The sequence below is a fragment of the Rivularia sp. UHCC 0363 genome (genome assembly GCF_034931125.1).
Lineage (GTDB): Bacteria > Cyanobacteriota > Cyanobacteriia > Cyanobacteriales > Nostocaceae > Rivularia.
In genome coordinates this window covers 25,623-37,638 of sequence record NZ_JAYGHM010000077.1, presented here as the reverse complement: position 1 = coordinate 37,638, position 12,016 = coordinate 25,623, and the positions used below count along the sequence as shown (strand labels likewise).

Below are 12,016 nucleotides of genomic sequence, written 5' to 3'. Positions count from 1 at the left end.
GTATAAATCCTTTAGAACCGATTCAAATTCCTTTTTGGGAAGAAGATTATGTAGCCGTCTTTCTGGAAGAATTGCATCGACTGGGTAAAGCGTATTTTGGTAATTCCGATTTTGCTCATCAGGCATTGGATACTTTACAAGATATGCCTATACCGGAAAGAAAGCTATTTATGACTTGGCTAAGTAATTCAACTCTGGGTAAACTGTGGCATTAACATATAGTGATTTTTATGCAGTTAAGATTGTGTAGGTTTGTCAAGTTAAATGCGCTCTGGTTCAAAGAGAGTTTATCTTGCGTACACGATCTATAGGCAAAATCTCTATGAAGTGCATAAACACGGTAAATCATAAATGAGTAGTATTTATAACAAGTCCGACAATTTAAAGTCATTATTTACCACTCAAAATATTCTCCTGGCGAATATTTGTTGGGGTGTTTTGGCATTGCTATACTTTTTACTTTTTAGTGCCAAGGTTCCGGATGCAAATGGTTTAGTCAGTCGTGCTGAATGGTATGTAATTGGAACAAATATTTTTGAAGCTCTCGCTTACCTGATGGCGGGGATTTTGTGCTTAAGAAATTGGCGCAGTCGCAAAATTGTCAGTGGTAGAAACGTTTGGCTGTTATTTGGTATAGGTATGCTTTCTTATTTCTTAGGAGGGATATTCTTTGGTTATACAGAAATAGTCTTAGGGGAGGAACCATTTCCTTCAGTTGGCGATATATTTTTTGTGGTGACATATTTGTTGGTCGGTATCGGCATGATTTTAGCGGTAGCTTCAAGGCGAATCAATTTAGAGGTCTGGCAGTGGATAATTGTATTGGCGATCGCCGCTTTTGGTAGTGCTTTGGCATGGCTAATTAGTCAGCAAGACCCAGCAACGACCGCTGCTGCAACGGAAGTTTCTGGATTGAAAGATCAAATTGGTACATTTTTAAGTTGGTTCTACGTAGTCAGCGACGTATTACTATTAATTATTGCTACCAGTTTACTATTAGCTTTTTGGGGTGGAAGAGCATCTTTACCTTGGCGAATGATTGCAGTTGCAACGTTTTCGCTTTACATTGCAGATATATGGTTTAAATGGGCTACTAGAGATCCCAATTATCAAAGTGGAGACGTATTAGAAGTGTGTTGGGTGTTGAGTGGGGTTTTATTCAGTATGGGCGCTGCCCTGGAATTTGAGGCTTCATCAAATCGTTCGCGACGAGAACGCGGACGCAAACGAACTTAGAAAAACAACGTTTGGGGTCTACTACCGTGAGAAAACTAACAGAATCCGACAAAAAAGAAATTCTCAAGCTGTACCGAGAAAGTGCCGAAACTACTTCTACTTTGGCAGAGCGCTATGGAGTAAGCAATTCAACTATTAGCCGCTTGCTCAAAAGTACTTTGCCAGAAGATGAGTACGAGTATTTAGTTTCTCTCAAGCGTGCTGCTAGAACCCCTGAAGGTAGGGCGCAAGTCAGCTATGATGATATTCCTTCTTTTAACGATGTCAAGGCACAAAGCGAAGAGAAGGACACTTCTAAGCCCAAAATTATCGAAATACCTATTCAAGAAAAGGAAGACGAGGAAGAAGTTGAAGTTGAAGAAGTTGTCGTCAAAAAACAGCCCATACTTAGGAAGGTTAATAACACAACCGAAGCACCTAGAAGAGTAAAACGGCGTTCCTCAGCACCATCATCTGCAAATTTTTCCCCAGATGCGGAACAATTGGAACTATTGGAAGAAACACAAGAAGTATCTAGGGTTCCTAGTCCTCCCCAACTCAAGAGTATTCCCAGTCCGCTATTAGATAACGAGCTTACAGAAGCCAAAGTAATCGCGGAAATGTTTGGTGAGGAACTTGATGATGTTGATGACTTGGAAGATTTAGACGATTTACTTGAAGACGACGAAGATTTCGATGATGAAGACCAAGACGATAATGATCAAGACGATGATGATGATGATTTTGAGGAACCTACACGTTTTGTTCCCAGAAGAAGGTCAAACGAACCTTTAGTTCGAGTTCTACCGCTAGCTGAGGCTCATTTACCTAGAACCTGCTATTTAGTTATAGATAGAGCCGCAGAACTAATTACTCGTCCGCTGAGGGATTTTAGCGACTTAGGAGAAATTCCCAGTCCAGAAACCCAAGAAACAACTTTACCCATCTTCGATAACCATCGAGTGGCAAAACGTTTTTCTTCAAAGCGCGATCGCGTAATCAAAGTACCTGATAGCAAAGTGCTTCACAAGGCTCGTTACCAATTACAAGCTAAGGGAATTACCCGATTGTTAATTGATGGGCAGGTATATTCGCTATCAACCGTTTAATTAACTGTCACTGATTATCGGTACACAAACTAAATTGCTTGTTATGAGTTTTCCCTTGCCGGAACGATAAAATAATTTTTAATTAGTAAAATTACTAATTATTTTCACTGGTGTCCATCTACTTTTTTCTTTAATTATGGATAATACCGAGTGCGGTATAGTATTGGTTACAACTGGTTCTCAGCAAGAAGCAGAAAAAATCGCCAATGCTTTAGTAGAGGCAAAACTCGCTGCTTGCGTTAGTTTCACCTCTATCAACTCGATTTACACTTGGCAAGGGAAAGTCAGCAAAGACCAAGAATGGCAACTTTTTATCAAAACCGATTTAACTCGATTTCCCACAGTAGAAGCTAAAATACTCGAACTTCACTCCTATGAAGTACCTGAAATTATTGTTTTACCCATTATTAAAGGTCATCAACCTTATTTACAGTGGATTGCACAACAAGTTGATTAAGAATTATGAGTTATGAGTTTTTAATTCTTTACTATTTAGTATGCAAAAAAACGGCGAACAACTCTCAAAACCTTACTATATGAAGATTATTTTGCTCTACTGTTAACATTATCTACGGGGGTCGTATTTTTCCCCTATTCCCTCTTAAAAGATTCATTCACCGGAAAAGTTTTAACTCTTAACTCCTCACTCATAACTCCTAACTAATCAAAAACTGCTGCTTCAAAACGTGCAGCTAAATCTATAATCTCTTGTTTGCGGGCAATTTGCTCGATCCATTCTGCGGGTATATTCTCCACACCATAATAAATTCCCGCTAAACCACCCGTAACTGCTGCGGTGGTGTCTGTATCTCCACCTAAATTTACTGCTTTCAATACCGCTTCGGAGTAAGACGTACTATTTAGCAAACACCATAACGATGCTTCAAGGGTATGTATGACATAACCGCTCGACTGAATTTCATCTACAGTTAACTCAGCAATATTATCGCTAAATACTCGGTTAAAATGTGATATTTAAGCAGCGTATTCCGATGCAGAATAAATTTCCTGTATTCTTTTCAATCCTTCTTTGTAAGCTGCTTGTGGTTCCTCCCCTTCCAATAAAGAAAGTGCAATACTTACATAAATCCCGCAGCCCATTTGTGACCTGAGATGCGCGTGAGTTATGCAAGAAACTTGATGAGTACGGGAAATTAATTCCGGAAAAGTCAGCTTTTTGTAACAGTAAGCCATAGGTAAAATTCTCATCAACGAACCGTTACCATTACTGTTTTCACTTTTTCCGCCAGTTTGCAAAGGTGGAACACCTCGCTGAAAATCGGCGATCGCCAAAAACGTTGTATTGCCAATGTCAAAAACTTCACCGCTAGCTGTCCAGTAACCTTCGTGATACCAGCGCAAGAAAGAATTAGCAATATTATCGAGCGAAAACCCGTGACAAAGAGATTCAGCTAAACAAAAAGTTAACGAACTGTCATCTGACCAAGTTCCAGCAGGCACATCCCAAGTTCCATAACCCAACATTGATGTTACCGGAGATTTTATTCTTTCGGCGCGACTGGTGAATTCTAAAGGTACACCTAATGCATCACCAATACATAAACCTAATAAACCCGACGTAGATTTAAAATTCTTTATCATAATTTTATCCTACTAAGTTTAATTGCATATTTTCTTGTCATTAACTTTTCTTGTTCCCAGGCTCCGCCTGGGAACGCTTGGCGGCAGGCTCTGCCTGTTAATGTACTTGAGGCGGAGCCTCACACACAGGAGTTCCCAGTCGGAGACTGGGAACTAGTTAAATACTGTACTAAATTATGTGCAAAAATATGGTTTATTTCCCTTAAAATCAACACCCTACAAGAAAAAATGTGCCAGTTGCGTAAGTCAATTTTAACAGTTCCTTTTTCTTCCTAAAATTATTATTTAATCAATTAAATAGATACACATGAAGTCAGATAAAAACTATTTTGTCAATTTTAGCTTGGGCTTCTAAGTGCATATTCTGAGGTGTATCTATTAAAAAGTTAATAATATAACAATACACGCCTGTGACTCTGGATGTGGTTTGTCCCGCATTTGTCACTGTTGCTGATTGTTGGGAAGATGTTAACACCCCGGAAGGGGTGTTTTTTTTTGATATTTATTTACAGTATTTTCAAAATCTCCATACCTATAAAAATAAGAGTTTTAACAAATGAAATATTTTAATTGTAAGTTAACTACAGTTGCTTCTTTTCTCAGTGTTTCTGCGATAAACTTAGTTTTTTCTCAACCTGCAATTTCAGCAGTTTCATGTGAATCGGGTACTATTGTTAGGCATTCTAACGGTTCTTTAGCATATTGCGTATTAGCGAGAGATACTAAAGTTAGTATAAGCAATCCTCAAATAGGCACTTCTATATTTCCTTGTAAAGCAAAAAAATACATAACGTTTGCTCAAAAGTCACAGTTTGAAGAGTGTACGCTTTCTGAAGATATCAAAATAATCCAAAATAATTCTGTACAAACTTGTCCAGAAGATTTTATCGTGTCGGTTTCAACTTCAAGTGATGGTAAAAATCTATCTATTGGGTGCAGAAAGTAAAAATATTTGACGATTTAAAGATCAAGCTGGGGCTAAATAGGTTTGATGAATAGATAATTTATTCTTCACCTAATAATTCCAACTGACAATAAAAAAATAAACTAATCTTAACCAGATATCTAGCCGCATTATCAAATTATATAAAAAAAATAAATCAATCTCGAATAAGTCTCTCTTAGTGATAGGATGTTACCTCGATGCTTATTTCTCATCGTTAAATCCATGGCTAATAATCTTCGTAATTTGTTAATTGGTGCTGGTGTCGCGGCTGTTGGTGCAATTGGAACTAAGAAAGCTGTAGACTATTTCCGCAACCGTGGAAAAGAAGAAGCACCACCTGAAAATGAACCTGATGCTGAAGCTCCCGCAGCTGATGAGGTCGCTTATGCTGCTGTTGAAGAAAGTTCTGTTCAAGGCTTTTTAGATTCAAGCTTTGGGGAAGCTGGACGTTACGTTCCCAATCGTCCACCGAAGATTTTTGAATATCAAGGCGAACAGTATATGGTAATTTGGGCTTACGATAATAAGCAAAAGAAGAATCAGATGTTGGCTTTCAAATATACTGATGCAGGTCGCCAAATGGTTGCGAGTGTCGGATATACTTCTGATAAAACTGATTACAATCTCAGTTTAGATTCCACTCCTTTTGCTGTTGAGGTTAATGGCAATAAGTTGCAATCCGGTCAATCTACCTCTGCTGGTGCTAGTGATGTCGATTTTGTCCTAGCTTAAGTAAGTTGATCCAATAGATTTTTTTGAGAATTATAAAAGGGTTGCAGCGATCGCGCCCTTTTTTTTTGTTATCTCATCCTATCGTTAGAGAAATATTTGAAATATTCATTCTAGAGAAAGAGCAGTTTTGATCTCTTATAACGTTAAATTTTGATCAATGAATAAAACGTAGCCGCAAAAGTGTCAAGGGCTGAGGGTCTCAAAGCTTAATTGATCCGGGTTCATACATAGTAAATTTCGATTAAATAATACACTTTGATTCGCAAATAACACAGTTGGAAAACGTGTAAATCGTGTAAATGCTTATGTATTATTGACCCTTAACGCTTTTACGGTTGATGTATATTAACAAAACAGAGGAAAACACATGGCTAACAATCCCATTGAAAATATCATTCCATCTCAACCTCCTGTAGACCAGAAAAAGTCGGACGTTCACGTACTTAAATCTCGCTTGGAGTGGGGTGAGCCTGCGTTTACTATTATTGATGTGCGCGATCGCCAAACCTACAATGAAGGTCACATCATGGGCGCGTTACCAATGTCGATGGACGGTCTAGGAGACGCAGCAGCACAAAGTTTAGCTAAAAGCCGCGATATTTACGTTTACGGTGCTAGCGATGCCGATACCACCCAAGCCGCACAAGCTTTAAGAAGTAAAGGTTTTGAAAACGTATCGGAACTTAAGGGTGGACTCGGTGCATGGAAAGCTATCGGTGGTCCTACAGAAGGTATTGTAGAATCAAGGACTCCTGCTGGTAAGGATGATTATAATGTCATCGATCGCATGAAAGACCAAGCAGCAAATATGGATAAATAAGACAATTTTGGATTGAATTGAATAAATAAGGTTTCATATCTCTTAGCCCACCTTACAGTGGGCTTTGCTCTTGTAGCCTTATCCTTGAAGGGTGTGGGCGTTAATGCTCAAATAAATCCTTGAACTGTAACAAATCCAACTTTACTATAGTTGGTAAACATTTGAAACAATCCGAGGCTAATTCCAATCTCTCTTCACGTTTAAGCATTTCTGCTAACTTCCGCTGTACGCTAACCAAATAACGCACGTCGTTAGCAGCATAACTTAGTTGAGTATCGGATAAATTAGCAGCGTTTCCCCAGTCGGAAGATTGAGCGCTTTTATCAAGTTCTACTTTTTCTAGTTCTTGTACTACTTCCTTGAGTCCGTGTCTTGGAGTATAGGTACGAACTAATTTGCTGGCAATCTTGGTACAAAAAACAGGATTTACCATTATGTCCAGATAGTGACGCAACGTTGCTAGATCGAAACGAGCAAAGTGAAATATTTTCAGGACACTAGTTGCTTCTAAGAGTTTTTTTAAATTTGGGGCTTCATTTTGTCCCTTGGCAATTCGGACAACCGTTACCTTACCTTTATCGTCAGCTATCTGCACCAAACATAAACGATCGCGTAAAGGCAATAATCCCATAGTTTCGGTATCTACAGCAATTGCTTCACTCTTTAAGTATTCTGAAAGAGTAACTTCATCAAAATCGCGATCGCAAACCTGAAAGTCTTGTAATTCCATGAATTTTAAAAAAACAATGTGTTGTCTGCCACTATAAAAAGAGCAAACGCTATATGGCTTAAGAAATCATAAATCATCATTTACTAAGAATAAAAATTTGTGTAAGAAAATACTCGTCTTCGCTATTGACAGCGACACCGATCCCCGTCAAGTTATACTTACCATGAATATTCTTGAGATGTCCCGGACTCTTAATCCAACCTGTTACCGCTTCCATCGCAGGATCGTCATATCCGGAGTTAAAAGCAACGTTTTCAGCCGCACTATTATAAGCAATTGGGATGGTATCGACTCGTTTCGCAAACCCATTATGACTAAATGGTACCTGATGTTTAGCCATATTTTGACTGTGAATCCTCGCTTGCTTAGAAATTTTGGCATCTAACTTTAGCTTTGGCAATTTTTTAGAAACCCGATACTGATTTATTTGCTCAAATATTACCCTTTCCAATTCGGTAGTTTTTACATTGGTAGATAGCTTTACCGGACGTGATGGAATTAACAGTGGCTTTTTCACCGTTGGTTCGCTTGTGGACGTATGACCCGGTACGGGCTTTGTCGCGATCGCGCTAGCCAAAACAAGTGTAGTAAAAGCAATACCGAGCATAGTTTTTTGGCTCATGAGCAATTACGTGATTTATACGGTTTTAAGACGCTAATTCGGGTTTATAGTTTCTTTCTATACCCGTATAAAAATAAGTATTTTATTAGTTTCAAGATTTTTGCATATCCTCATCTAGCCGTCAAGACTAGCTAATTCAAGGAATTTTTATATTAAGTCATTCCGAATAATCAATGAAGACTTCACGAAGTTTAAACATAATTTCAGCAAATATTCTGACTCAGTATCAAGAATATCAATTTGACAAAAAAATGCGTATTGATTACTACCGTCTATTTATTTAGGTAAAAAATAAGACTTTTATTTTTTAACGGAAACTTATCGAATATAGGAATGGCCGCAACTGGCATATTTTGGTCGTAGGGTGCTGTGACACTTCGCTTGATTTCTAACGCAATAATAAGGTTTTGTGTCACGCACCGTTCCCTCGGTCTTGTGACAATTGCGGCCATTCCTGGAATAAAGTAACAAGATCGTAAATTCGGTTTACGGTACAGTATTGAATGAATATAAAACAAAATATTATAGATTATTAATTGATGAGTGAATCATTACCATCTACATCCGCCATAATTACCACAGCATTAATTGCGATCGCGTTGTCGTTAACCCATCTATTTAGCGGTAAACTGCGCTTTGCAAAAGTTCCGCGCAATCGCTGGTTGAGTGGTGCAGGTGGAGTTTCGGTTGCTTACGTTTTTGTACATATCCTGCCAGAATTAAGCGAACATCAGAAAGTTTTAGAGAGAACGCAAACCGGGTTAATTTTTTATTTAGAACATCACGTTTACCTGTTAGCATTATTAGGATTAAGCGTATTTTATGGCTTAGAAAGAATGGCCAGTAAATCTCGTGAAAGTCAAGAGAAAGCAGGGAAAGGAGACGTTACAACTCAAGGAGTATTTTGGGTACATATTGCTTCTTTTGCAGTTTATAATGCCTTAATTGGCTACTTGTTAATGCATCGAGAAGAGCCGGATATAAAAAATTTGTTACTGTATAGTTTAGCAATGGCACTTCACTTTGTTGTCAACGACTTCGGTTTACGAGAAAATCACAAGCATATTTACGATCGTATCGGACGCTGGATATTAGCAGCAGCAATTATTGTTGGATGGGTAATCGGTAGCGGTACTCAAATTGGAAAAGCTGCAATAGCTGTTATTTTTGCCTTTTTAGCGGGAGGAATTGTGCTTAACATACTCAAAGAAGAACTTCCTGAAAATAGAGAAAGCCGTTTTTGGGCTTTTGCATTAGGTGCGGCAATTTATAGCATTTTACTTTTGGCTCTTTAAGTCAGCTAAGTATCTCAATAACAGCAAATAAAAAGTTTTATTGTTACGTCTTATTTCATAAATATTTAACTATATCTCTCGATATCAAATTTTACTTCTAAAGATAGATTTAGCTAGGCATAATAAATATTGCCTTAGCAAGAAGACTTGATTAGCAAAAAAACCTACACTGAGATTAAATTCAGTTAAATCATTTGATTTGTAATTTTAATAATTATAGTACTCCACTACATAAGCTATGAAGGCTAATTCAGTTCACAGTAAGAGTTTTAGTCTCATATTCATATGAGTAATAAAATTATGAATATAAATCTATCAAAATTAACGCGGTCAATTAATAGCAAGTAATAGGAGTTAATTAAATCAAATTTTATAAAAAATAAAAATTATCAATAGTGTATCTACAAATAGCTAATTAGGTAAAAGAATGGTAAATAAAGAGGTATTTATGTTTGATCAAAAAAGAAATATCGGAACATTAAAAAAAGTTCTGAGTGGCTTTGCAATTTTGATTCCGTTCCTACCATTAACTGCACTTGCAATTCCTGCTCGTCCCAACCCGAAGCGTAATCCTTGCCCAAAAATCTATTATGAAGAACCTTACAACAATAAGATAATAGTTCCCGCAGGATGCACTCCAAATGCTGCTACAACAAGATGGAAGCAAACCGGACAAGCTGTAGACCAATCGCTAAACGCAATACCCCCAGTTACAAACGTAAAACCCATACAGCCACCCATTCCCGAAAACCGTGCTAGTGCTGTTGCTACTATCAAGCCAATGATGGGTAAAGTAAGCGTGACGTTGAAAAACGATACTAACGCTCGCATCTCCTATCAAGTTCTTACTCATACAGAGGTTCGCTATTTAGAAGGTGGAAAAGAAGTAGTTTTACGTGATATTCCCGCTCCAGCAACTATCACTATGGTGAGAGAAGATAAAGGGCTTCTACGAGTAATGCCAATGTCCGGTAAAGAAGATGGGATGTTAACTGTTTCTTTGGATGAGAAAACAACTCCCGATAACGATCAAGGTGTTTTAAGAATTCAAGCAGATGGTGATGTATTTTTGAACTAATTTAAACGCTGATTAAAAATGAATCGAGTTAGTAACAAGAAAAAAATGTTTAATTTCAGTCAAGGTAAGGGTGAATCTATGAATAAGTTTTGGAGATTTCAAAGCGCGATCGCATTAGCATTAATGGCTTTAGTACTTCCCGCTTGCGATAACAATAATCAGGCAAATCTTCCAGAAGGAACGGGAAATGTTACGACTAAAGAAGTTGTCAATAATACTGATAAATTAGACGGTAAAACTGTAACTGTAAGAAGCGAACCCAAAGGTAAAGTTGGTCCAACTTCGTTTACTGTCAGCGATGAAAAATTCTTTGGTAGCGAACCTATTTTGATTATCAACGCTTCAGGACAACCTTTCACTTTACCAGAAAATAACGATACAGAAATTCAGGTAACGGGTATAGTTCGCAATTTAGTACTTGCAGATGTTGAAAGCGAATATAACTTAAAGCTAGAAAAACAATATTATGTAGATTACGAAAACAAACCTGCAATTATTGCTCAGTCTATTGCACTATCACCAGACCCAGGTGATATTACTAAAAATCCTGAGAAGTATTATAACAAGCGACTTGCTGTAGTCGGTGAGGTGGAAGATATTCAAAACGCTAAAGTTTTCACGCTCGATGAAGATAAGTTGTTTGGAGCTACAGATTTGTTAGTTTTCAACCCCAAACCTAAAGTAGCTATAAAAGATAATGGAGTAGTCGCACTTACCGGGGTACTTCGTCCATTTGTAGTGGCTGATTTTGACCGCGAGTACGATTTGGGCTGGGATTTAAAACTTAAACAGAAGTTAGAAGCCGAGTATCGTACTAAACCTGTATTTGTAGCTGATAGCGTTTATCCTTCTGCGATTTCCGACTAATATAAACTTGTCAGTTGAATAAAGGCTGAGATGAGAAGTTTTACGATCTTATCTCAGCCTTTTGAATGTTTGATTTTATTTTATCTACCAATTATTATCCCCATAACAATGGCTAATCAAACACAGAATCGTTTTAGTTGGAGTCCAAAAGTAATTTTCAGTATTGCCTTTTTTGGACTTTTGTTTGCGCTTTACTTTATGTTTAACCGGAAACCTGCTGCTACCCCAGGATTGATGTCAGTATCCCAAGTCGCAAAAGAAAAAGACGATTTAATTGGTAAATTTGTTACTATTAGAAGCAAAAATATTGAACAACTCAGTCCAACTTCCTTTGCTGTCAGAAACAAAAGGTTCTTTATTGAAAGTAAACCAGTTATTATTATTAACGCATCTGGTAGAGTTTTTAATCTCCCCACGGAAGAAAATACAGAAGTACAAGTTACAGGTACAGTTCGTCAGCTAGATATACCTAAGCTGGAAAAAGAATTTAGTTTAAGATTGCAAGATGAAGCTTATAAAAATTATAAAAATGCAACTACTATTATTGCTCAACATATAGCCTTAGCACCGCAAGTAAACGATATTGCCGATAATCCTAGTAAATACTATAACCGACGATTGGCATTGACCGGAAAAATAGAGAATATTAAAAATCCTAAAATGTTCACCCTGGATGAAGATAATTTATTAGGTAAACAAGATTTATTAGTTTTAAATCCTACTCCTGCAATGGCTGTAAATAATGGACAAACAGTAGCTGTAACCGGAATTATGCGTCCATTTCGAGTTGCTGAATTAGAAAAAGAGTATAAATTAACTTGGGATTCGGGATTAAAGAAAGAATTGGAATTAAAGTACAAAGAAAAACCCGTGTTAATTGCGGATACAGTCTATCCTTCGAGAGTTTCAATTTTAGATTGATTGGTAATTGGTAAGAAGACTGTTTAGCTGACAAAATTATAATTAATTTAATAATAATTCAAGAAACCCAGTTTAAAAA

The 12,016-nt window shown here is 37.4% G+C and carries 12 protein-coding genes and 2 pseudogenes; 11 read left to right on the top strand and 3 right to left on the bottom strand.

The features are described from left to right. The 4 genes and pseudogenes from VB797_RS29780 to cutA all read left to right on the top strand — a co-directional run. Window positions 1-215, top strand: a pseudogene (locus VB797_RS29780) (hypothetical protein); the annotation flags it as partial. 136 nt (window positions 216-351) lie between these two features. Beyond that, window positions 352-1,236, top strand: coding sequence for a hypothetical protein (locus VB797_RS29775; protein ID WP_323241386.1), 885 nt, complete (start codon window positions 352-354; stop codon window positions 1,234-1,236). A 26-nt stretch (window positions 1,237-1,262) separates the two neighbouring features. After that, window positions 1,263-2,324: a transposase gene (locus VB797_RS29770; RefSeq protein WP_323241385.1), complete on the top strand. Its 1,062-nt coding sequence runs from the start codon at window positions 1,263-1,265 to the stop codon at window positions 2,322-2,324. A gap of 136 nt (window positions 2,325-2,460) precedes the next feature. Next, a complete protein-coding gene (gene cutA, locus VB797_RS29765; RefSeq protein WP_323241384.1) occupies window positions 2,461-2,781 on the top strand; it encodes a divalent-cation tolerance protein CutA in 321 nt (106 codons plus the stop codon). Between the two features lie 203 nt (window positions 2,782-2,984). Here cutA and VB797_RS29760 read toward each other — a convergent pair. After that, window positions 2,985-3,926, bottom strand: a pseudogene (locus VB797_RS29760) (ADP-ribosylglycohydrolase family protein). Window positions 3,927-4,482: 556 nt separating this feature from the next. On the opposite strand from VB797_RS29760, the gene VB797_RS29755 reads away from it, so the two are divergent. The 3 genes from VB797_RS29755 to VB797_RS29745 all read left to right on the top strand — a co-directional run bounded on the left by VB797_RS29755 (window position 4,483) and on the right by VB797_RS29745 (window position 6,424). Next, window positions 4,483-4,872 (top strand): hypothetical protein, encoded by a 390-nt coding sequence (locus VB797_RS29755; protein ID WP_323241383.1) that lies wholly within the window; start codon window positions 4,483-4,485, stop codon window positions 4,870-4,872. Window positions 4,873-5,094: 222 nt separating this feature from the next. After that, the gene (locus tag VB797_RS29750; protein WP_323241382.1) at window positions 5,095-5,604 is read left to right on the top strand and encodes a hypothetical protein; all 510 of its coding nucleotides are present in this window, start codon (window positions 5,095-5,097) and stop codon (window positions 5,602-5,604) included. A 367-nt stretch (window positions 5,605-5,971) separates the two neighbouring features. Next, window positions 5,972-6,424 (top strand): rhodanese-like domain-containing protein, encoded by a 453-nt coding sequence (locus VB797_RS29745; protein WP_323241381.1) that lies wholly within the window; start codon window positions 5,972-5,974, stop codon window positions 6,422-6,424. A 100-nt stretch (window positions 6,425-6,524) separates the two neighbouring features. On the opposite strand, the gene VB797_RS29740 is transcribed toward VB797_RS29745, so the two are convergent. Both VB797_RS29740 and VB797_RS29735 read right to left on the bottom strand, forming a co-directional pair. Beyond that, window positions 6,525-7,154 carry a ribonuclease H-like domain-containing protein gene (locus tag VB797_RS29740; RefSeq protein WP_323241380.1) on the bottom strand — a complete coding sequence of 210 codons (630 nt, stop codon included), beginning with the start codon at window positions 7,152-7,154 and terminating at the stop codon, window positions 6,525-6,527. 76 nt (window positions 7,155-7,230) lie between these two features. After that, window positions 7,231-7,776: a CAP domain-containing protein gene (locus VB797_RS29735; protein WP_323241379.1), complete on the bottom strand. Its 546-nt coding sequence runs from the start codon at window positions 7,774-7,776 to the stop codon at window positions 7,231-7,233. Window positions 7,777-8,315: 539 nt separating this feature from the next. Between VB797_RS29735 and VB797_RS29730 the strand changes: the two genes are divergently transcribed. The 4 genes from VB797_RS29730 to VB797_RS29715 all read left to right on the top strand — a co-directional run bounded on the left by VB797_RS29730 (window position 8,316) and on the right by VB797_RS29715 (window position 11,937). Then, window positions 8,316-9,071 carry a hypothetical protein gene (locus tag VB797_RS29730; protein ID WP_323241378.1) on the top strand — a complete coding sequence of 252 codons (756 nt, stop codon included), beginning with the start codon at window positions 8,316-8,318 and terminating at the stop codon, window positions 9,069-9,071. A gap of 448 nt (window positions 9,072-9,519) precedes the next feature. Continuing rightward, window positions 9,520-10,149 carry a hypothetical protein gene (locus tag VB797_RS29725; protein ID WP_323241377.1) on the top strand — a complete coding sequence of 210 codons (630 nt, stop codon included), beginning with the start codon at window positions 9,520-9,522 and terminating at the stop codon, window positions 10,147-10,149. Between the two features lie 45 nt (window positions 10,150-10,194). Beyond that, a complete protein-coding gene (locus VB797_RS29720; protein WP_323241376.1) occupies window positions 10,195-11,016 on the top strand; it encodes a hypothetical protein in 822 nt (273 codons plus the stop codon). 30 nt (window positions 11,017-11,046) lie between these two features. After that, window positions 11,047-11,937 (top strand): hypothetical protein, encoded by an 891-nt coding sequence (locus VB797_RS29715; protein ID WP_323241375.1) that lies wholly within the window; start codon window positions 11,047-11,049, stop codon window positions 11,935-11,937. Window positions 11,938-12,016: the final 79 nt, after the last annotated feature.

Bases quoted from the DNA above. Each gene is read 5' to 3' on its own strand.
- cutA (WP_323241384.1), top strand. From the start codon at position 2,461: ATGGATAATACCGAGTGCGGTATAGTATTGGTTACAACTGGTTCTCAG.
- VB797_RS29720 (WP_323241376.1), top strand. From the start codon at position 10,195: ATGTTTAATTTCAGTCAAGGTAAGGGTGAATCTATGAATAAGTTTTGG.
- VB797_RS29750 (WP_323241382.1), top strand. From the start codon at position 5,095: ATGGCTAATAATCTTCGTAATTTGTTAATTGGTGCTGGTGTCGCGGCT.
- VB797_RS29735 (WP_323241379.1), bottom strand. From the start codon at position 7,776: ATGAGCCAAAAAACTATGCTCGGTATTGCTTTTACTACACTTGTTTTG.
- VB797_RS29725 (WP_323241377.1), top strand. From the start codon at position 9,520: ATGTTTGATCAAAAAAGAAATATCGGAACATTAAAAAAAGTTCTGAGT.
- VB797_RS29740 (WP_323241380.1), bottom strand. From the start codon at position 7,154: ATGGAATTACAAGACTTTCAGGTTTGCGATCGCGATTTTGATGAAGTT.
- VB797_RS29775 (WP_323241386.1), top strand. From the start codon at position 352: ATGAGTAGTATTTATAACAAGTCCGACAATTTAAAGTCATTATTTACC.
- VB797_RS29755 (WP_323241383.1), top strand. From the start codon at position 4,483: ATGAAATATTTTAATTGTAAGTTAACTACAGTTGCTTCTTTTCTCAGT.
- VB797_RS29730 (WP_323241378.1), top strand. From the start codon at position 8,316: ATGAGTGAATCATTACCATCTACATCCGCCATAATTACCACAGCATTA.
- VB797_RS29745 (WP_323241381.1), top strand. From the start codon at position 5,972: ATGGCTAACAATCCCATTGAAAATATCATTCCATCTCAACCTCCTGTA.
- VB797_RS29715 (WP_323241375.1), top strand. From the start codon at position 11,047: ATGAGAAGTTTTACGATCTTATCTCAGCCTTTTGAATGTTTGATTTTA.